Here is a 20,519-nt window from a genome sequence, read left to right on the forward strand (position 1 = left end):
ATAATCCGTTGCTTCAGGATGGATTTTGGCAGTAACTGTGAAAGGACTGAATAGTTACGGACTTGCAATTGATTCAGAAAGGGGTTCATGTATGAGAGCGACGAAGGAATACCGCCTTTCCTGCACGGAAGAGGCAAAGAAAATTGTGGATCGGCTGACACTGGAGCAGAAGGTGTGGCTGATGAGCGGCAACATTGACATTACCAGGATGAGACAGGAAGACATGGCGCAGATGATGGAGGCCATGCAGGATGATTCCAACCATTATAATGTAACGCCCTATGCGGCGGGCGGACTGGAAGAGGAGAAGGTTCCTCCCATGCTTTTTGTGGACGGGCCCAGGGGTGTTGTATGCGGTAACTGGCAGAGCACCTGCTTCCCGGTGTCCATGGCCAGAGGCGCTACTTTTGATCCTGAGCTGGAGGAACGGGTGGGACACTGCATCGGCAGGGAGACCAGGGCGTTCGGAGGCAATCTGTTTGCCGGTGTCTGCATTAACATGCCCTATAATCCGGGCTGGGGACGCAGCCAGGAAACCTACGGCGAGGAAACCTATCAGATCGGGCGGATGGGAGCGGCGCTGGTAAAAGGCGTGCAGGGTGAGGACATTATGGCATGTGTGAAGCACTATGCCTTCAACAATATGGAAAATGCCCGGTTCAAATGCAGCGTAACCTGCGACCAGCGCACCGAGCAGGAGGTTTATCTTCCGCATTTCAAGGACTGCGTGGATGCCGGGGCGGCCAGCATCATGAGCTCCTATAACCGTTACAACGGCGTACAGTGCGGCCATCATAAATATCTGCTCCGTCAGGTTCTGAAGAAAGAATGGGATTTTGACGGTTTCGTAATGTCCGACTTCTGCTGGGGCGTCAGGGATACCGTGGAGGCTGCCCAGGGCGGACAGGATATGGAAATGATGTGGACCCAGTTTTTCGGTGACCGCCTGGTAAAAGCGGTGCAGGACGGTTTTGTGTCCGAGGAGGATATTAACGATGCGGCGCTGCGTATCGTGCGCACAATCATCGCTTTTGATAAAGAACATAAGGAATACGATATGTCCGTAGTAGGCTGTCCAGAGCATATCGCAGTGGCAAAGGAAGCAGCGGAAAAAGGAATCACCCTGATTAAAAACAATAACGTGCTTCCTCTGAAAAAAAGTGAAACAAAGAAAATTGCCCTGATTGGAAAACTGGCAAATACCGCGGTTATCGGCGATCACGGTTCCAGCTGGGTGCGTCCTCCCTATGTGGTAACGCCGGTGGAAGGGCTGAAAAAAGCCAACGGAGGCTGTGAAGTAATCTACAATGACGGTTCGGATCTGGAGAGTGCAAAGGCGCTTGCGAAGGACGCGGATGCGGTTGTTTTTGTAGTGGGCTATAACTATGACGATGAAGGCGAGTTTATTTCTGAAAACGAAAGCAGCAATTACATAGGCTCCATGGGCGGCGACCGCAAGAAGAGCCTGGGCCTGCATGAAGATGAGGCGGAGCTTCTTAAGCAGGTTGGGCCTGTGAATGAAAAATCTACAGTGGTTTTAATCGGCGGAAACATGATCATGATGACGGAATGGTATGACTGTGTAAATGCCGTAATGATGGCTTATTATCCCGGCATGGAGGGCGGCACCGCCATTGCGGAAATCATTTACGGTGATGTGAATCCTTCCGGCAAGCTGCCCTATGTAATCCCCGTATCGGAAGAGGACCTTCCCCATGTGGACTGGGAAGCGACCGATCAGTATTATGAATATTACCATGGCTATACCCGCCTGGAAAAGAACGGCGTGAAGCCCCTGGTTCCCTATGGCTTTGGCTTAAGCTACACAACCTTTGAAATTACGGCGCCCGAAGCAAAGGTGGAGGGCGATAATCTGGTGGTGACGGCCAACGTGAAAAATACCGGAAATATGGACGGTGACGAGGTAGTACAGCTCTATGTGGGTTTTGAAAATTCTGCGGTTGACCGCCCTGTAAAGCAGCTGCGCGGTTTTCAGCGCGTCAGCCTGAAAGCGGGAGAGGAAAAGAAGGTAACGGTTTCCACACCTCTTGAAAAACTGAAATGGTACAATCCGGTTTACCGCGAATGGCAGCTTGAACATGTGGAACACTCTGTCTATGTAGGCTCAAGCAGTGCTTCAGTAGATTTGGTTAAGACATCCATCGTCTTATAAATACTTAAAGCCCGGAACAAAATAGAAAAACTGAAGGCGTGCTGGCAGACAGCCGCCTTCTTTTTTTCACTCCTGAATCACTTTCTTATAGTCAACAGTAATGGAAGAGAAAAAGTATTTAAAATGGTACAACAAGGTAGGTTACGGTTCCGGTGACCTGGCAGCCAATATGGTTTATGGCCTGCTCACCAGCTTTGTACTGATTTATCTGACGGATACAGTGGGACTGAACGCCGGAATTGTGGGAACGCTGATGATGTTCTCCAAGTTTGCGGACGGTGTGACGGATGTATTCTTCGGAACCCTGATCGACAAGACACATTCCAAAATGGGCAAGGCGCGTCCCTGGATGCTCTGGTCCTATCTGGGAAATGCGGTTATGCTGATTGCCATTTTTGCCATTCCCAAAAGTATGGGAGACACTGCGAAATATGCGTACTTCTTTATCACCTATACGTTGCTGAACGCTGTTTTCTATACGGCGAACAACATCGCTTACGCATCCCTTACCTCCCTGATCACTAAAAATGGAAATGAACGTGTACAGATGGGATCCATCCGTTTCATGTTTTCCCTGGCTACGAACCTGGTGGTGGCTTCCATTACGGTAAATGCCGTAGCTTCCATGGGCGGCGGCGCTGCCGGCTGGAGAAATGTCGCCATTGTTTATGCCATCATCGGCCTGATTGTGAATACCATTTCCGTGCTGTCCGTAAAAGAGCTTCCGGAGGAAGAAGCGGAAGAGGGGAAGCAGACGGAAAATGCGCCTGCGGAGAAGCTTTCACTGCTGGAAGCCATCAAGCTGCTGCTTGCCAATAAATACTATATCATCATCGCCCTTATTTACGTTTTTATCTACATGCAGACCGGAATTACGGGCGTTGGCATTTATTACATGACCTATATCCTGGGAAATCCCGCGCTGCTGGGAACCTTCTCCATGGCAAGCATGTTCCCCATGATCATCGGCCTTGCCTTCACGCCGGCCCTGGTGAAAAAAATGAAGGGGATGTACAAGGTAAATCTGTACGGCTACTGCTTTGCATTTCTGTTCCGAATCCTGTTTATCGCAGCCGGTTATATGGGAAACGTTCCGCTGATGCTGTGCGCTTCCGTACTTGCAGGCCTGGGAACAAGCCCCGTAACGGGAGACCTGAACGCGCTGATTGCAGCGGCTTCCGACTACACCTACCGCACCAGGGGAAAACGTGTGGACGGCACCATGTTTTCCTGCTCTTCCCTGGGAATCAAGATCGGCAGCGGCATCGGGACAGCCCTGGCAGGATGGCTTCTTGCGGCCGGCGGCTACGTGGCAAATGCAGCGGTACAGCCCCAGTCCTGCATCAATATGCTTAATTTCCTGTACCTGTGGTTCCCTTTGATTATGGTGGTAATCATGATAATCCTGCTGTCTCAGCTGAAGGTGGAAAAAGCCAATGCAGACTGGGATGCGGCGCATAAAGCCTGATATTTTTAACCTTGTTATATCATCCTGCTGTGATGATACATAAAAAGCCAGAGGCTATCCCGGTCCCTGGCTTTTTTATGTTTCAGGCCTCATGCCGCCGCCGGTAATCCAGCGGCGTTTCCCCGAAGGCCTTCTGAAAAACACGGTAAAAATGGCTGCGGTTGGAAAAGCCCAGTTCTGCAATGATTTCCGAAATGCTCATATCCGTGTCCAAAAGCAATCTTTTCGCCTCCTGCAGATAAATTCCCTGCCCGAATTCCAGAATGGTTTTTCCGGTATATTTTTTTACAATACGGTTTAAATACTCGCCGTTATAATGAAGCTGCTTCTCCAGATATTCCCGGGTGCTCCTGCCATGGCTTGCCTCCATGATATGGGTGACCTTTGAAAAAATATATTCCTGGCTGCTGGAATCGGACTGTACCCGGGACATGCAGTACAGGGAGGGCGTATGCAGAAGCTGGAGAAAACGGGCAAAGGTTCCTTTCAGGAAAAAGAAGGAGCCAGGGTCCGTTTTCTGTAATTCCGTCACCAGAAAATTAAACAGCGGGTTGAGCCTGTCAAGGACGTTTTCCGCAGGGATGACCGGAAGATAATCCAGATACACCTTGTCAAACTGCCTGTTTTTATTCCTACTGTCCAGATAAAGCTGATAGATGGGATTGACCTCCGATAAAGAATCTGCCGCAAGCGCTTCTTCTCCGTATTCCGTCATCAGCTGTTCCAGAAAGACATCCTGGAACATGAAAAATACCACCTGGAAATCTCCGGCAAAATCCTCGCAGTGTTTTATATTTTTATTCATGACACAGCACTGCCCCGGACCATAGGTAAATGTCTGGTTCTCCACATGGTTGGTCACGCTGCCGGAAAGGACATACATGATTTCAAAGCAGGAATGCTGATGCAGCGGCCTTTTCAGAAGGCTTCTGTTTCCGGTAAAGGGAAAATGCGATGAATAGCAGCATTCGTGGGTGATCTGGTACATGGAAATAAAGTCCTTCTGCTCATGGCAGGTTTCCAAAATGATCATAAACGGCGTGTTCAGCTCATAAAGCTGCAGGATATTGCTGTCCGGATTCCGGATTACAAGATTGGAGGGGACGTCTTTGAGCAGCGCCTCCATATTTCTTCCTTTTAATTGTGTCAAATCAGATTCCATAATTCACCCCGAAGTTGGTTTTGGTTACAGTTTGGCGCCGGAGATTCGGTTCCGGACATTGCCGCCGCGCTGTAAAATTTTTATACTGATACTGTACGAGAGAAAAACGGTATCTGCGGAACGGATAGCCATGTTTTTCTGCTATGTTCAGTATACACGAACACACAAAAAGAAGAAACAGGGAAAATACCGGAAAGGAAAGGCTGTGTAAAACGGCAGGATAAGCCACGGAGGAAAACTTTGCCCAGGTGGATATCGCGGCCGCGGGTTACAATTATGCGCCCTATCCCTGGAAAGCGGTATACTGCGGTGATATGAACCTGCTTGGGGACAGGCGCCCGCTTTCCTATTGGCGGGAGATTATCTGGGGCCTCAGAAGCGCGGATCAGGAATCAGAAGAAAATTATTTTGACACATCGGCCCTGCCCTTTGAAGGCAGACTCAGAGCTGCGGTCAGAGGTATGGGTGAAAAAGGCTTTCGGACAGAAATCTGAATGGGAATTCTGTCCGGAGGCCTTTTTAATCAATAGCCGCAGGCAATTATGCGGCCCCCTGTTTTTTCCTTGTTTTCAGGCATTCGCAACCAGCGGCTGCGCAGATGTACAGTCCGTTTTATGGCATGCAACCGCAGCCCCTGCTATAGTGAATCCAGCGGATAACAGAAAGGAGATATTTATTAAAGTATCTGAACCTGTACACCCTGGGCTGCACCTTCCCTCAGCTGCTTGTGGAGTAAAAAAATGGCTGTCTTATTTTTCCTTCCTTTTTTTATCGGGACGCCCGTCGCCCTAAAAGTAAGTTACAATTCAGGCTGGTCTGCGCTTTGGCTGTGCAGACCAGCGCTTCGCGCTGACCGTAAGAAAGTGATTCAGGAGTGCCAAAAGTAATCTTAAATTTTTATAAAATTCGGAATGGATATTGCCGTATCCGCAGCCATATGCTAAACTGGCAACAATAAACGAAGCAGCGTTTTCGGCTGCACAAATTTTCAGCCCATGCGGCATCTTAAATTTCATAAGTAACTGACTGATGTTTAACAGTTGCTTCCGTATTTCCCAAACTCAATCCCGCCGGATACTGACACCGTCACTAATCTTTAATACAATCCATCTTTTTAACAAAAAAATATTAACTGTTCCTTGATAATTGAATAGACTTTATACTCTTAATATGATATCATTATTCCGAGACAGGAGGGAAGACTTATGGACGAAGAATTAAGATCAATGTTAACTGTAATTATTAAAGAGATTAGATATGTAAAGGATGATGTTCAGGAGCTAAAGGAAGGTGTAAAAGTACTGAAGGAAGACGTAAGCGTCCTGAAGGAGGATGTAAAAGAGCTGAAAGAAGACATAGTGGCCGAAAACCATATAAACCTCATTGACAAAATGAATGAGTCTATTCGTGCATCCGATAAAACACTGATGTACGAAATAGCAGTCGATACCTTAAAACAAGGGTAAACAGGCTGGAAAAAGAAATGGATAAAATAAAAAAATCGAAACGCGTAACCGTATAAGAAATATCATTATCATAAAAGAGTGTAAAGCCTGTTGAGTTATCGCGGCGAACACTCTTTTTTGATTTTAACCGAATAGATGATACCCCATATGTCACCTTCTGTACGAAAAATCCTTCTTCCCTCAAATTATTATGGAAATTTCAGGGTAAAAGCTTTATCATAGAATAGTATGCAATATCCGCATATTCAGTAAAGCTTGAAAGGGGATAGGAAGGAATGAAAAAGGAAACACTTGCGATATGGCAAAAAGGGGAATATCAGTATCCTCTGGCTTTTGGATTCGTGCCGAAGCTGGTGAGCTATATCCATGAAGAAGGGGAACTGGCAAGACCCTGTATGCTGGTAGTGCCGGGAGGCGCTTACTGCGTGGTTTCTCCCACAGAGGGAGAAATTGTGGCGATGGAGTTTTATGAGAAAGGCTATAATGCCTTTGTTTTAACCTATACGACAAATCCGCTGATGCTGGAGCCGCTGAAAGACCAGCCTATGCGGGATCTGTCAAGAGCAATTCGTTTTATCAGAAGCCGGGCGGGAGAGTTCCGTATAGATCCGGACAGGCTGGTCATCTGCGGTTTTTCCGCAGGCGGGCATCTTTGTGCCAGTGTATGCGTTCACTTTGCAGATATCAGCGATGAGGTTTATGAAGGAATATCCAACCGGCCGGACGCCGCCATTCTTTCCTATCCGGTGATCACTTCAGGGGATAAGGCGCACCAGGGATCCATCCAGGCGCTGCTGGGAGCGGATGCCACAGAGGCGGAACTTAAATACATGTCTTTGGAAACACAGGTGACCGAAAATACGCCGCCCTGTTTTCTGTGGCAGACTGCGACGGACGAGGCGGTTCCTGTGGAAAACAGCTATCTGTTCGCACAGGCTCTTAAAGAAAAGGGCATAACCTTCGCCCATCACGTATTTTCCTGCGGAAAACACGGGCTTTCCCTTGCCAATGAAAAATGGGCGGCAGGAGATTACGGGGAACCTTATACCATGGAGCAGACCCTTGCGATAGCAGAAAATGTAAGGAATGGAAATCTGGAGGTTCCCAAAGAAACGAAAGACAGCTTCCTCTCACAGTTTGACATGAGCGAGGCGGAAAAAGCGGCGGCGGATCAGAAGGAAGCGAACGAAGAGGCTGTAATCTGGCCGGTGCTTGCCCATCAGTGGCTGAAGACAGTGCTTGGCTGATTAAAAACAGGTCAGGCCATCAGGACAAAAAATAATCAGAACAAAAAAAGAATCTGTTTCCCGGAAGCTTTTCCATAAGCCATAAGCCGTAAGCGTTCCGTGATACAGATTCTTTTCCGGTTTTAAGAAAAAATCAGGTCTGAGGGGAGCGGTTCTTATTAAACATAATCAGCGCCTCCCGGCAGGCAAATTCGCCCATTTCATAGTACCCCCTGGTAAAACGGTTCAGACGTTCCAGGCTGACTGCGCGGTTTGCCTTCTTGGGCTGGTCATTTATGAAGGTAATCCCCTCCGTGTAATATTCCGCATCGAATTCCGGCGTGCCCTCTTCCTCATAATAAGGATCAAAAAGAAAGGCGGTATCCCCTTCAATTCCGGTGAGAAGCACGTAATGGCCCACTTCCAGAAAAACATGCAGCAGCACAACGCCGCCTTTTTCCAGGGCAGCATATATTTTATTCCCTTCCGAAATGGTCACCTCTTCGCCGGACAGGAACTCGCAGCGGATGGGAAACGGCTTGACCTGACTGAAATGGTTCAGCCAGCTTGCCACGAAATTCATGGCTGCGGCAGAGGTCCCGTGCTTGCAAAGTTCGCCCGCTTCATTATAAGTATCCATACAATAGAGCATAATAAACTTAATGACATCAGGAAAGATTTCTTCCCGGTCAAATAAGTAACGGATGCCATTAATTAAGGAAACAGGACCGCAGTCGTATTCGGAGGACTGATAAATTAAAAAATTTTTCATTTTTATTGTACCTTTATAACAGAGTGTAGTAAAATAAACAAGGTTAAGGAAATGAAAATGCAAATTGATTGTAATATAACCCTATAGACAGGTTTTGTCAAGAAAAGCGGGATAGAAAGCTACAAAAAGTGTTGCAAAGCAGCTCCGCAAACAGTGCAGTTGTACGCAGCTTCCTTTTTGCAGAAATTCTTTCTGGTTATTAAAAGGAAATCCGGCCGTCTGGCACCGGTTTTCCTGCTTTTACAGAACTGTAACTGAAAAGAATACAAATTTCACTTTTTTTGTCCCAAAAATATTGACAATCCGTTACCGTAACGATATAATAAACCAATTTAATTCATATTTGTCAAGTAGGAAAAGTATGGTATATATTATTTTATGCTGGTAAGCATGGAGAGTGAAGGAGGAGAATTATGAGAAAAATCATGAACAGAACAATGAGCCTGCTGTTTGTTGCCATCATGGCTTTTTCCCTGGCAGCCTGCGGCGCATCGGGGGATAACAGCGGCGCCGCGCCTGCCGAAAGCAAAGCGGCGGGGGAAACAGCGGGAGCGCAGACCGGCAGTTCAGGTGAGAAGATTGTGAATGTAGGCGTAACGGATACGCTGGGCAGCCTGAACCCGCTGCAGCTAAACGGCGGTGAGATCAACAAGTACGCCACCGCGCTGATGTTTCTTCCGCTGATGGAGCTGGATGCGGATCTGAATTTCCAGGGAATGGTAGCGGATTCCATCACTACCGAGGATAATAAGAACTTTGTGGTTCATATCGACGATGCGGCAAAGTGGTCCGACGGCACGCCGATCACGGCGGAGGATGTGGCTTATACAGCCCTCAGGCTGGCAAGCCCGGTAATTAACAATACCGCAATGATGTATTATGTTTTCGAAGGCGTGGGTGACGATGGTTTTGTGGAAGCGGGCGCCGACAGCGTGGCGGGCATCAATGTAATTGATGAGAAGACTGTGCAGTTTACCACGAAAGAAGCAATGTCACTGACCACCTTCCAGAATTCCTACGCCAGATACCTGCTGACGCTTCCCAAGCATGTCATTGAGAAGTACAGCGAGGAAGAGCTGGCTACAGCGGACTGGTTCAACAAGCCGGATGTAATCAGCGGACCGTTCTATGTGACGGATTATGATGTAGATCATTATATATCATATAAGGCCAATCCCGATTACTGGAGAGGCGCGCCCAAGCTTGACAAGCTGAACATTAAAATCGTGGACGGAAGCCAGCTGTATGCGGGCCTGCAGTCCGGTGAAATCGATATTACCCAGCATACCATGAGCGTGATTCCTCCCGAGGATTACGCCAGCGTGGAAGCGCTTGACAACGTGGAAGTAGTTTACGGCTCTCCCGTAACCAATCAGTCCATGTTTATCCAGACCGGAAACATTCCTGATGTGAGAGTGCGCCAGGCAATGCTTTATGCTATCAACAGAGAACAGATACTGAACGAACTGCTGAACGGCCACGGAGAAGTGGTGGACGGATTTTTATCCAGCGCCAGCCCGTTTTTTGATGACAGCATTACGCCGGTCCCCTATGATCCGGATAAGGCGAAAGCCCTTCTTGCGGATGCCGGGTGGGATGGCTCACAGACACTGCGTTTCTATGTAAATTCCGGGGACAGCACCTTTGTGAACGCGGCAACCGTTATGGTAGCCCAGTGGGCGGCCGTAGGCATCAAGGCGGAGGTTCAGACCGTTGATTTCGCTACGCTGATGTCTGTGGCAGGAACGAGAGATTATGATATTCTGGCCGTACAGTACACCTATGCGCCTGTGGATCCTTATCCGGATGTGGCGTGGCTGCTGGGCGGAGAAGGCAGCTGGACCGGTTACGGCGACGCCCAGGTGGACGAAGCTCTCAGGGCCACACAGCTGACCAGCGATATGGAAGAAACAAAACAGCTTTATTCCACAGTGGATAAAAAAGTACAGGAGGATGTCCCCATGATTTCCGCTTATATTATCAGCGCTCAGGGGGCGGTAAATAAACGGCTTACAGGAGCGGTACCCAGCGTGTACGGATTCTTCAACGACGTGCAGAACTGGGATGTGGCAGAATAATGCCTGTAAGGCGGAATGCAAGTGAGGAAACGATATGTCGCATTTACTTGAGGTAAACGGGCTGACCACTGCTTTTACAGGGGATTACGGAAGAACGGTCAGCGTGGATCATGTTGATTTTTATGTGGACGAGGGCGAAGTGGTCTGTATTGTAGGAGAGTCAGGCTGCGGAAAAAGTGTTACCTCACTGTCTATTATGGGTTTATTAGGAAGGGGCGGAGCTGTCATTGACGGCTCTGTCCTGTTTGATGGTAAGAATCTTCTGGAGATGACGGAAAAGGAGCTGGATGACATCCGGGGAAATCGCATGACCATGATCTTCCAGGATCCGCTCACCTCCTTAAATCCGGTGTTTACAGTGGGAAGCCAGATTACGGAAAGCATCCGCAGGCATCTGCATTTATCCAAAGAAGAAGCCGCCGCACGGGCGGAGTCCATTCTTGCCAGGGTGGGAATGCCGGATGCGCACGCTGTTATGAAGAAATATCCCCATACCCTGTCAGGCGGGATGCGCCAGCGCGCCATGATCGCCATGGCCCTTTGCTGCAACCCGGCGCTGCTCATTGCGGATGAGCCTACAACCGCCCTGGATGTTACGATACAGGCGCAGATTATGGGGCTGTTAAAGGAACTGCGCAGGGAAATCGGAATGTCTATCATCCTGATCACCCATGACATCGGCCTGGTGGCCAGCATGGCGGACCGGGTGTTGGTGATGTATGCCGGACAGATTATTGAAGAAGCGCCGGTAAGGGAGCTGTTTCATGCGCCGAAGCACCCATATACCAAAGCGTTGCTGGCCACGGTGCCCAGCATTCACGATGGAGAGGACAGACAGTTATTTTCCATCCCTGGAATTGTGCCGGAGAATTACGATGATATTACAGGCTGCCGTTTTGCGGACCGCTGCGAATACCGCAGGCCGGAATGTGACAAACCCCAGAAGGATTACCCTTTTGGTGAAAAACACCGGGCAAAATGTGTAGTCATGAAGGAAAGGGAAAATAAAGATGGCTCAGGACAGAGTGAAACAGATTCCCCTGATAGAAGTGGAAAACATGAAAAAGTATTACCCGATTAAGGGCGGCATCATCACACATACCACTGGCTTTGTTAAAGCCGTGGACGGTGTGACTTTTTCCGTTATGGAGGGTGAAACGCTGGGGCTGGTGGGAGAATCCGGCTGCGGCAAATCCACTATCGGCAGGCAGCTTGTAAGGATGGAGCGTCCTACGGAGGGGAAAATATATTATGAAGGCAGGGATTTGGCCGCGTGCAGCGCAGGGGAGATGAAAAAGATCCGCACCCAGCTGCAGATGGTTTTTCAGGATTCCTATTCTTCCCTGAACCCAAGGAAGCATATTTATGAAATCCTTTCCCAGCCAATGCTTTACCATCACATTTCCACCCCGGAAACCGTGTCTAAGGATGTGGATCAGATTCTGGATATGGTGGGGCTGTCCAGGAACGTGCTGGGAAGATACCCGCACGAATTTTCCGGCGGACAACGGCAGAGAATCGGGATTGCAAAGGCGCTGTCCTTAAAGCCCAGATTCCTTGTGTGTGATGAGCCTGTCAGCGCGCTGGATGTTTCCATACAGGCGCAGATCCTCAATCTGCTGCGTCAGCTGCAAAAAGATCTTCATCTGACCAGCCTGTTTGTGGGACACGGCCTGGGCGCTGTAAACTATGTGAGCGACCGGATCGCAGTCATGTATCTGGGCAAAATTGTAGAGCTGGGAAAGGCGGAGGAGGTGTTCCATTCTCCTGTGCATCCTTATACAAAGGCACTGATCAATGCGGTTCCGGTTCCGGATCCCGATAAAGCGGTTAAGGAACAGGAGCTTTTGCAGGGAGAAATCGGATCCAGCACGAATCCGCCCGCAGGCTGCCGCTTCCATCCCAGATGCCCCTATGCCCGGGAAAGCTGCAGACATGAGGAGCCAGAGATGCTGGAGACCAGTCCGGGAAGCGGACACATGGCGGCTTGTCCCGTCGTTGTAAAGAAGGAGGAAGCGCGGTCGTGAGTAAATATATTATCAAGCGTATTCTGATTGCCATTCCCGTCCTGCTCGGGATAACCATTATAGATTATGCGATTATGTGCCTGGCGGGCAGCCCGCTGGAAATCCTGCAGGGTCCCCGTATCTCGGAGGCTGCCGTGGAAGCAAAGCGGATCGCACTGGGGCTGGATAAGCCCATATATGTACAGTATTTTGTGTGGCTGGGAGAACTGCTGCGTGGAAATATGGGGTATTCCCTGAAAACCTTTCAGTCTGTCAGCTCCATGATCGGAACACACCTTGGCCCCACGCTGCTGCTCATGGGTGTTTCCCTGGTTGTGAGTCTGATTATGGCGGTTCCGGCAGGTATTTACAGCGCCATACATCAGTATTCCAAAGGAGACTATACGGTGGTAACCCTTTCCTTTCTGGGAAGCAGTGTGCCCGGCTTTTTCCTGTCGCTCCTGCTGATTTTCCTTTTTACGGTAAAGCTGGGGTGGCTGCCGTCCAGCGGTATGACCACTCTGGGAACGGACGGCGGCTTCGCCGATGTGGCCAGGCATATGGTCATGCCGGTGCTGGTGCTTGCCACCTCCATGGCAGGAACGAATATCCGTTATATCCGAAGCGCGGTCCTGGAAATCCTGCAGCAGGATTATCTGCGAACTGCCAGGGCCAAGGGGATCGGCCGTTTTATGGTAATCAATAAGCACGCCCTGCGCAATGCCCTGGTTCCTATCGTTACCGTAATCGGCATGGAAATCCCCATGCTGTTCGGCGGACAGGTAATTATTGAACAGGTATTTTCCTGGCCTGGCCTGGGCCTTATGACCATGAGCGCGATTTCCAACCGGGACTATCCCGTGATCATGGCTGTCTGCCTGCTGTCCGCAATTGTGGTGCTGGCGGCAAACCTGCTGACGGACATTTTATATGCGTTGGTTGATCCTACCATACAGCTGCAATAGGGAGCAAAACGGATATGAGGACGAAAATACAAAAAGAACATAAAATAACGGATATTTCAAGAGAAAGCTATCTTCAGACCGTAATGCGCCGATTCAGGAAGCACCATCTGGCCGCGGTCAGCCTTGTGATACTGGTGATCCTGGGAAGCGCGGCGCTTCTTGCGCCCGTCATTGCGCCCTATGATCCGGATGCCATCGTAGGCAGCTTCAGCGGCGCGCCCAACGCACAGTTCTGGCTGGGAACCGATCAGATTGGAAGGGATGTCCTCAGCAGGCTTCTCTATGCCATGCGGATTTCCCTTCTGGTGGGAGTTATGGCAACACTGATTTCCACGGTAATCGGCGTGGTGCTGGGGCTGATTGCCGGATATTTCGGAGGCGTGGCGGACATGATCATCATGCGTTTTACGGATATGGTGATGTCCTTTCCCTACATCCTTCTGGTGCTGGTGGCGGCATCCATTTTCAAGCCCGGCCTGTGGAATATCATCCTGATCCTGGGCTTTGTGGACTGGCCCGGCATAGCCCGGCTGGTAAGAGGGAATGTGCTCAGCCTCCGGGAAACCAATTTTATCAAAGGAAACATTGTGGCAGGAATGCCCCTGAGGCACATTCTGTTTTCGGAGATTCTGCCCAATACGGCGGCGCCTATCCTGGTTTACGCCACCTCTGTCCTGGCGCTTTCCATGCTGGACGAGGCGGCCTTAAGCTTCCTGGGCCTGGGCGTACAGCCCCCTACGGCGAGCCTTGGAAACATGCTTAACGGTGCACAGTCGCTGACCGTGCTCACCAAACAGCCCTGGCTCTGGATTCCCCCCGGACTGCTCATTGTAGTCCTGGTCATTGCCATTAACTTCATAGGCGATGCCCTGCGTGACGCGCTGGATCCCAACAGCAGGAACTGAATACCACACCAAGGGAGGTACAGATATGCTGGAAGAAAAATTAATGGAAGCCTTCTGCTGGTTTCACCAACATCCGGAGCTTTCCTACGAGGAATATGAGACTACGGCCAGGATCCGGGAATTTCTGGAGGAAGCCGGCATTGAAATTTTGTCTGCCAATCTGGAAACCGGCCTTGCCGCCGTTGTCCGGGGAGAACAGGAAGGCCCAATCCAGGCGCTTCGCTGCGATATTGACGCTCTGCCGATCACGGAAGAAACAGAGCTTTCCTACCGTTCGGAATATCCGGGCAAAATGCATGCCTGCGGCCATGATTTCCATATCACGGCCGGCCTTGGAGCCGCGATCCTTCTCCATGAGAATAGAAAATTCCTGAAAGGCGAGGTACGCATTATCTTCCAGCCGGCGGAGGAATCCTCCCTGGGAGCGTTGAAAATCCTGGAAACTGATCTCATGAAGGGAGTGGAGCGGATCTGGGGAATCCACAGCGACCCAACCAATCCGGTTAATACCATCGGCATCCGTGAAGGCTATGTGGCCGCCGCAGTGGACCGTTTTGTGATTACCATCAAAGGCACAGGCTGCCACGGCGCCCACCCCGACGACGGCATTGATCCCATTCCCGCTGCCGCGGCCATGGTACAGGCCCTCCAGACCATAGTGAGCAGAAATGTCAACGCCTTTCATCCCTCTCTTTTGAGCGTAACCCGCATCCAGGCAGGAAATACCTGGAACGTGATACCCGAAACCGCCGAGCTGGAAGGCACGGTACGCACCATGGATAAAAACGACAGGGAGCTTTACAGGGAAAGACTGCGGCAGATAGCCGAAAACACCGCCCTTGCATACGGCGCCAAAACACAGATCCAATGGCTCCCCGGCCCTCCCGCCGTCTGCAACGACTCACGCATGGCAGAACAGGCCTGCCAAATCGCCGGAGACATGGGCTTTGCCACGGCAGAAGAGGAACAGTCCCTGGGAGGTGATGATTTTTCCTTCTATGCACAGGACATCCCTGGCTGCTACATTAAAATAGGCACCGGCCGGGGCCAGCTCATCCACCAGCCCGGCTTTCAGATAGACTGCCGCTCCCTGCTTCCCACAGCAAAATACCTGTCGTCCCTGCTGATTTCATCAGCAGAACAAAGGCTGCCCCGCGATATACAGAAGGAATATAAATGAAACGGAAAATAACGATCGCAATAATTTTAGCAGTGATTGCAGCTGCACTGCTCATTCTCTTCTGTACCAGACGAAAAGTTTATGGAAACATCGACGTGAGTGTGCAAGAAGAGAAAACCGCAACCTCTGATTTCTCCTTTACCGCCGATAAAGGGGACAGACTCAAAATATCCCTGAGAACCAATGTCAAAACCGGCACCGTGGATGTTACCATCATCGATTCAAAAGGCGGGATCGTAAAAGAATTAGACCGCGCCAAAGCCCTGGAAACATATATGGACGTAGAATATGACGATACCTACACCGTAACCGCCGTATACAAAGAATTCACCGGAAAATTCAAAATAAAAGTCAGCACCAAAAGATTCTAACCCAATTCTCCCGCCGCTAACAAAATCCTTTATCATCTATCCGTTCAAACCAAAAGACAGCAGCTTCCCGCCCCAAAAGCGAATAAGCCCTGTCTTTTTTCGTATCACACTATATAACTTTAACTACACCTCTTATCTAACAACCTTTTGCGCCTTAAGTCCTTCCATAGCCTGCGCGCCCCGTGCCGTTCCGGGATGTCGGGCGGTGTATGGGATGAGGGCCGGGCGGCGGCCTGGGGGAGGGTGTCCCTATTCTGCAAAGGAATCACACAAAAATGGTGATATTTCCTGCGGCTTCCCTTTTCCCTTCTGCTGTCGCCCCTAGTGGCTTGTCTGACGAGCCGCGACGATAGTCGCCAGCGAGGAGTTCAGCCACGCTGACAGCAGAAGGGAAAAGGGAAGCTGCTGGAAATACCCCATTTTTGCGTCTGACTGCGCAGAATAGGGACACCCTCCCCCAGGCCGCCGCCCGGCCCTCATCCCATACACCGCCCGACATCCCGGAACGGCACGGGGCCCACATCCCTCTAAAAGTAATCGGAAAAGTAAGGCTTCTCTACCGGAATCAGCCGCTCCAGCCATGTGAGCATATAGTACTCGGTCTGGATTTTCTCATGATCATATAGATAAGTGGGCCGCTTATAGCCCATAAGCATGGTGGTCAGCGTATTTATGGACAGTTCCACCACGTTGATGGACTGGTTGTCCTCTACCTGCTCGCAGATAGTTTCCCCATCATGCCAGGAAACCATAAAGTCACCGGCATTCCAGGGCGCCAGTTCATCGATAACACGGAAATGAATTTTGAAATCCTCAGGCTGAATCTGATAAGGATATTCCAACAGGAAGTCATGCACATCAATAATTCTGGCCATGATATAGGGGGAGATGGTCTCCGTAATTTCACTGTCTTCAAATAAATAGGCCATGGGCTCTCCGGAATAATTGTCGCCCTGTACCTGTGTGATCATGGAAAAATGAGCGCTGATATAGTTCCAAAGCCCGTAATTGGCCTCAATATTCAGATAAACCATTTCTTTGATATGGAAGATTTCATTAGCGATATAGTAAACCACATAGCCAAGCGGCTTATGATCTTTATTGTAATAGACGGCAGCGATCATATCGTCATTTTCCCAGCGCCAGTATTCATCCCAGGCCAGGTTGTCCCGGATCAGTGCGCCGTGATGCTGCAGGGCAAAATAAGAATGGACGTTATGATAGTCCTCGGAATCCAGGCTGACACGCTCCACCATGCCGGTCACCGGCCTGGCCTTGGGAAGCTGGGTGTCCTTTACTGTGAAGGTGAGCTTATCGGAGACGATTTCCCAGCCCATTTTCCTGTAAAAGGGAATGGAATAGGGATACAGGAATGAAATCGGGAATTCCTGTTCATGCATGTAGTTAACAACCCGTTTCATGAGGGAGTGGATGAGCCCTTTTCCCGTATATTCGGGGTAGGTGGCAACACCTGTAATGCCGCCCATATCCATGATGTTGTCGTGAATATTTACCTTCATGGAATAAACGACGATCATGGAAGCCAGCTTTTCCTTGTAAAACCATCCGAGCACATAGGCCTCTTCCAGAATGGGACGTTTGGCGTATTTGATTTCCTCCTGCTCCCAGCCGGTCTGCAGGAGTTCATAGGATGTGACCTGGAATGCGTACTGGAGCAGGGCATTGAACTGTTCCAGATCACTTTTGTCCAGCTCCCGCATTCGGTAATCTCCGTTAATTTCCAGATATGTGTGGTTCTCTTTTTTGTTTTCCATAAAAGCCTCGTTTGCTGTTTGGTGTTCATTATATTATCTGACGGACAGCCGCTTTGTGATCAAAGAACCGGAAAGCGGGCATCTATCTATTTATTCTACATCAATAAAAACCAGCCGTCCATGGGATTTTCCCAAAAAACATCCTGAAGTTTTTACAAAAGCAGATGAAATGGGCCTCAAAGAGAAAAAAATGTTTATCGTCCAAACTTTTTTCTCCCCGGCATCATCTATATAATGAAATGCCGGAAGCCAGGGCGGAGATGCAATAAATGGGGAAGAGCAGTTGTATTGTCAATGAAGCGGGAGACGGGATGCTGAATATATCTGATATGGAGGGAAATTCCTTTACCTTTCAGACGGACGCTGCCGGACTGCAGGTGAATGATAAGATATTCGTCTATTATACAGGAAATCTGGAGGACGGAACTGCGCAGGTGCTCCGCGTTGAAAAATACGTGAGTGAAGTATAGAAACGCTGAAAAATAATACACAGCAAAAAAGAAGCCCTTCCTTCTGTACACAAACAGTGACAGAACAGGAAGGGCTTCTTCATTCCTTGTGCCTTTCCGTTAATCTTTTACAAGAATATCCGTAATTTTCGCGATATACAGAAGATGATAGCCGCCGCCGGTGCCGTCAGCATGGTTTTCACCGCCGTACCATTTTTGGGTGAAGGCTTCATCACCGAGGAAATCCTCCTCCTTCAGCGGCGTCACGCAAAGCTTTCTGCACACAAGCGCCATGCGGCATTCTTCAAAATAAGGGACGTCTCCGGCATGAGCCACGGTCAGCCCTGCTTTTTCCACCTTATCCTGATCCCTGCCGGAAACGGTTCCGCAATAACCCAGCATTTTCCGGTAGCTGTTGTCAAATACGGTGAGGGAAAAGCCCTCCGCCGCATCCAGGAATTCCCTGGTAAAGCGTTCCGGGCGCACCGCGCACATAACCACGGGTTTCTGCCATAAAATTCCCATGGTCGCCCAGGCGACCGTCATGGGATTGACGCGTCCTTCCTTTTCGGCGGACATCAGGAACCAGTCCTTACCGATTAAATCAAATATATTTTCCGTCAGCCCCGCGGGCTTGATAGAATGAAATGCCATTTTTAAACTCCTTCCGATAAAAAAATTAACAGCCTGTTTCCAGGTACTCCTTCAAACGTTCCTTTGTCATGCCTTCGATTCCCAGATCCTGAAGAGAATGGCCTTTTTCCCAGCAGTCATAGCCTAACAGGGCGGAGCCGATTGTGATCATGGAATCGATGACCGGCACGCCGCCCCCCATGGCATGCGCCAGCTTGGCCCAGGGGGCAAGGCCGTAGGGGATATCCTCAGCATAATAGCGGTTGCCTGTATCGGCAGGCCCTTTTATTTTTGCAAAATTAGGGTCGCTGGCAATCGCTTCTCCGATATCGTCCGTGACAACCGAGCCGCCCACACCGTGGGCAACGATGTCGCTTGCATAGCCGAAGCTGTCAAGCAGCGCGATACGTTCTTTGTCGATTGCTTCCGTGGTACGGGACACGCAGGGGGTAAAGCCCTCCGTATAGAAGTGAAAGCTATTATAAACAGCTGCTGGCCAATAAAAATCTGTGCGAAACCCTTCTGATGCAGTTTAAACTGCTGCTGGTCATGCGTAAGGATCATCCGCTGGCAGATGCGCGGATATTACGCCGGATATGCTGCGCCCTTTTACGGAGGTGGTGCACGGAGATCACAGGAATCCATCCCTGACAATGGCCCGTATCGATCCAACCCTGCAGGACACGCCGCCCCGGAGAATTTATGTGTATGACAGGGGAAGCCAGATCGATCTGCTGAAAACACTGCCGGGCTCCTATATGTGGGCATCCCCCGTCCCTGCGGATATTCTGGAGGATGCGGGCATGATTCAGCGCACGGCCTCCATGTCCAGAGTATACAATCTGGATCTGCTCATATGGAGGAAAAACAGCCCCGGGTCGTCTCTGGTACGCAGTTTTGCCGATTACCTGCAAAAATATGCCGGAGAGCTGGCCGGGGAATGGGAAGAATGAGAGCGGCGGATTAAATGACAGAATAACCAACCATTTACCAGGAGATTAACCGGCGGTTAATTTTATGTCGTTTTAATAAACAACGCTTCAATTGTTTCCGTGCGGCAGGACAGCTATAATTGGAGGTGACAAAGCAGCAGGAAGAAGGAGGCATCCATGAAAATAAATGAGATTATCAGGGAAAAGCGGTTGGCAAAGGGACTGACCCAGGAGCAGGCGGCATCCCGTCTGGGAGTATCGCCGCCGGCGGTGAATAAGTGGGAAAAAGGAGTTTCCCAAAGTTAAAGATACCACATCAATCCCACGCGGACTTTTGCTCAACCGATACAGCCGGAGGGCTGGATAACAAGAAAAGGCGGTATGCGCCCCGTGGAGGGGTAGCGTACCGCCTTTTCTTGTGGGGGTTTCCAAAGGGGGCAACGCCCCCATTTGGCACACGACTTTGCGAAGCAAAGTGTAGTGTGTTATACGCTCTGCCGGCGTTGCCGTGAAAATGCCGTTGCCGCCGGGGAGGGCAAGGGCATTTGAAGCGGCAGGAAAACAGGGCTGTGCTTGCGTGGCGTGGAGCCGCAAGCGCAGGTCTGGACTCATCAGCAGACAGGGCGTATATGAAAGCCCCAGTTCCTCGTCCTACGCTCCAACTTGTGGACAAAGTGTCCCGAAGTTGTGGCCACACTCCCGGAAAAGTAGCAGGACAACGGGCAACCGTCAAGGCTGAAATGAACGGGTTTACACCCGGCCTTGACCTCCGCCCGCTGTCCCGCTGGATGGGTGGACAAGGCGGCCAATCCCTCAAAGTGCTTGGCCGCTCTCTTTCTGATTTTGAGGTATTCAGTTTTTCAAAATTGAATAATCAAAATAAATTTTTTCGATTGAAAAAATTTTATTTGTTATCATCTTCAATGCCATATTTTTTCTTTTGCCGAATCACATAATT

20 protein-coding genes and 2 pseudogenes are annotated in these 20,519 nt (G+C 49.9%); 17 read left to right on the forward strand and 5 right to left on the reverse strand.

The features are described from left to right. Window positions 1-91 precede the first annotated feature (91 nt). On the forward strand, window positions 92-2,173 hold the full coding sequence (locus FYJ45_RS07795) for a beta-glucosidase (RefSeq protein WP_154464150.1): 2,082 nt from the start codon (window positions 92-94) through the stop codon (window positions 2,171-2,173). A 100-nt stretch (window positions 2,174-2,273) separates the two neighbouring features. Next, window positions 2,274-3,641 (forward strand): MFS transporter, encoded by a 1,368-nt coding sequence (locus FYJ45_RS07800; protein ID WP_154464151.1) that lies wholly within the window; start codon window positions 2,274-2,276, stop codon window positions 3,639-3,641. An 82-nt stretch (window positions 3,642-3,723) separates the two neighbouring features. Here FYJ45_RS07800 and FYJ45_RS07805 read toward each other — a convergent pair whose 3' ends face one another. Next, window positions 3,724-4,803, reverse strand: coding sequence for a helix-turn-helix domain-containing protein (locus FYJ45_RS07805; protein WP_154464152.1), 1,080 nt, complete (start codon window positions 4,801-4,803; stop codon window positions 3,724-3,726). A gap of 248 nt (window positions 4,804-5,051) precedes the next feature. On the opposite strand from FYJ45_RS07805, the gene FYJ45_RS07810 reads away from it, so the two are divergent. The 3 genes from FYJ45_RS07810 to FYJ45_RS07820 all read left to right on the forward strand — a co-directional run bounded on the left by FYJ45_RS07810 (window position 5,052) and on the right by FYJ45_RS07820 (window position 7,516). Beyond that, entirely contained in the window at window positions 5,052-5,297 is a 246-nt protein-coding gene (locus FYJ45_RS07810; RefSeq protein ID WP_154464153.1) for a hypothetical protein, read from the forward strand. 711 nt (window positions 5,298-6,008) lie between these two features. Continuing rightward, on the forward strand, window positions 6,009-6,269 hold the full coding sequence (locus FYJ45_RS07815) for a hypothetical protein (protein WP_154464154.1): 261 nt from the start codon (window positions 6,009-6,011) through the stop codon (window positions 6,267-6,269). A 275-nt stretch (window positions 6,270-6,544) separates the two neighbouring features. Further along, complete coding sequence (locus FYJ45_RS07820) at window positions 6,545-7,516, forward strand: alpha/beta hydrolase (protein WP_154464155.1); 972 nt, start codon at window positions 6,545-6,547, stop codon at window positions 7,514-7,516. Between the two features lie 133 nt (window positions 7,517-7,649). Here FYJ45_RS07820 and FYJ45_RS07825 read toward each other — a convergent pair whose 3' ends face one another. Further along, window positions 7,650-8,267, reverse strand: coding sequence for a hypothetical protein (locus FYJ45_RS07825; protein ID WP_021634419.1), 618 nt, complete (start codon window positions 8,265-8,267; stop codon window positions 7,650-7,652). A 413-nt stretch (window positions 8,268-8,680) separates the two neighbouring features. On the opposite strand from FYJ45_RS07825, the gene FYJ45_RS07830 reads away from it, so the two are divergent. Genes FYJ45_RS07830 through FYJ45_RS07860 form a run of 7 tightly spaced genes read left to right on the forward strand, consistent with a single transcriptional unit; the run spans window position 8,681 to window position 15,772 of the window. Then, entirely contained in the window at window positions 8,681-10,345 is a 1,665-nt protein-coding gene (locus FYJ45_RS07830; protein ID WP_154464156.1) for an ABC transporter substrate-binding protein, read from the forward strand. Between the two features lie 34 nt (window positions 10,346-10,379). After that, entirely contained in the window at window positions 10,380-11,426 is a 1,047-nt protein-coding gene (locus FYJ45_RS07835; RefSeq protein ID WP_235930704.1) for an ABC transporter ATP-binding protein, read from the forward strand. Continuing rightward, window positions 11,356-12,372 carry an ABC transporter ATP-binding protein gene (locus FYJ45_RS07840; RefSeq protein ID WP_154464157.1) on the forward strand — a complete coding sequence of 339 codons (1,017 nt, stop codon included), beginning with the start codon at window positions 11,356-11,358 and terminating at the stop codon, window positions 12,370-12,372. Before FYJ45_RS07835 ends, FYJ45_RS07840 begins: the two co-directional genes overlap by 71 nt. Continuing rightward, a complete protein-coding gene (locus tag FYJ45_RS07845) occupies window positions 12,369-13,316 on the forward strand; it encodes an ABC transporter permease (RefSeq protein WP_021634424.1) in 948 nt (315 codons plus the stop codon). The genes FYJ45_RS07840 and FYJ45_RS07845 overlap by 4 nt, the downstream gene beginning before the upstream one ends. 14 nt (window positions 13,317-13,330) lie before the next feature. Then, complete coding sequence (locus FYJ45_RS07850) at window positions 13,331-14,221, forward strand: ABC transporter permease (protein WP_021634425.1); 891 nt, start codon at window positions 13,331-13,333, stop codon at window positions 14,219-14,221. A 25-nt stretch (window positions 14,222-14,246) separates the two neighbouring features. Continuing rightward, window positions 14,247-15,401, forward strand: a complete 1,155-nt coding sequence (locus FYJ45_RS07855) for an amidohydrolase (protein WP_154464159.1) — start codon at window positions 14,247-14,249, stop codon at window positions 15,399-15,401. After that, complete coding sequence (locus FYJ45_RS07860) at window positions 15,398-15,772, forward strand: hypothetical protein (protein ID WP_154464160.1); 375 nt, start codon at window positions 15,398-15,400, stop codon at window positions 15,770-15,772. Before FYJ45_RS07855 ends, FYJ45_RS07860 begins: the two co-directional genes overlap by 4 nt. Window positions 15,773-16,299: 527 nt before the next feature. On the opposite strand, the gene FYJ45_RS07865 is transcribed toward FYJ45_RS07860, so the two are convergent. Continuing rightward, complete coding sequence (locus FYJ45_RS07865) at window positions 16,300-17,547, reverse strand: GNAT family N-acetyltransferase (protein WP_021634430.1); 1,248 nt, start codon at window positions 17,545-17,547, stop codon at window positions 16,300-16,302. A gap of 55 nt (window positions 17,548-17,602) precedes the next feature. On the opposite strand from FYJ45_RS07865, the gene FYJ45_RS07870 reads away from it, so the two are divergent. After that, entirely contained in the window at window positions 17,603-17,782 is a 180-nt protein-coding gene (locus tag FYJ45_RS07870) for a hypothetical protein (protein ID WP_154464161.1), read from the forward strand. A 34-nt stretch (window positions 17,783-17,816) separates the two neighbouring features. Further along, window positions 17,817-18,017 (forward strand): hypothetical protein, encoded by a 201-nt coding sequence (locus tag FYJ45_RS07875; RefSeq protein ID WP_154464162.1) that lies wholly within the window; start codon window positions 17,817-17,819, stop codon window positions 18,015-18,017. Between the two features lie 99 nt (window positions 18,018-18,116). On the opposite strand, the gene FYJ45_RS07880 is transcribed toward FYJ45_RS07875, so the two are convergent. Together FYJ45_RS07880 and FYJ45_RS07885 are read right to left on the reverse strand one after the other, a co-directional pair. Next, window positions 18,117-18,650 (reverse strand): flavin reductase family protein, encoded by a 534-nt coding sequence (locus FYJ45_RS07880; RefSeq protein WP_154464163.1) that lies wholly within the window; start codon window positions 18,648-18,650, stop codon window positions 18,117-18,119. A gap of 25 nt (window positions 18,651-18,675) precedes the next feature. After that, window positions 18,676-19,095 (reverse strand): annotated as a pseudogene (locus tag FYJ45_RS07885) (NAD/NADP octopine/nopaline dehydrogenase family protein); the annotation flags it as partial. Between the two features lie 130 nt (window positions 19,096-19,225). Here FYJ45_RS07885 and FYJ45_RS07890 point away from each other — a divergent pair. The 3 genes and pseudogenes from FYJ45_RS07890 (at window position 19,226) to FYJ45_RS07905 (ending at window position 20,517) form a co-directional block, all read left to right on the forward strand. Further along, window positions 19,226-19,582, forward strand: a complete 357-nt coding sequence (locus FYJ45_RS07890; protein WP_154464164.1) for a hypothetical protein — start codon at window positions 19,226-19,228, stop codon at window positions 19,580-19,582. A 156-nt stretch (window positions 19,583-19,738) separates the two neighbouring features. Continuing rightward, window positions 19,739-19,858 (forward strand): annotated as a pseudogene (locus FYJ45_RS07895) (helix-turn-helix transcriptional regulator); the annotation flags it as partial. A 248-nt stretch (window positions 19,859-20,106) separates the two neighbouring features. After that, entirely contained in the window at window positions 20,107-20,517 is a 411-nt protein-coding gene (locus FYJ45_RS07905) for a hypothetical protein (RefSeq protein WP_002334817.1), read from the forward strand. Window positions 20,518-20,519 lie beyond the last annotated feature (2 nt).

The organism is Eisenbergiella porci (genome assembly GCF_009696275.1).
Lineage (GTDB): Bacteria > Bacillota > Clostridia > Lachnospirales > Lachnospiraceae > Eisenbergiella > Eisenbergiella porci.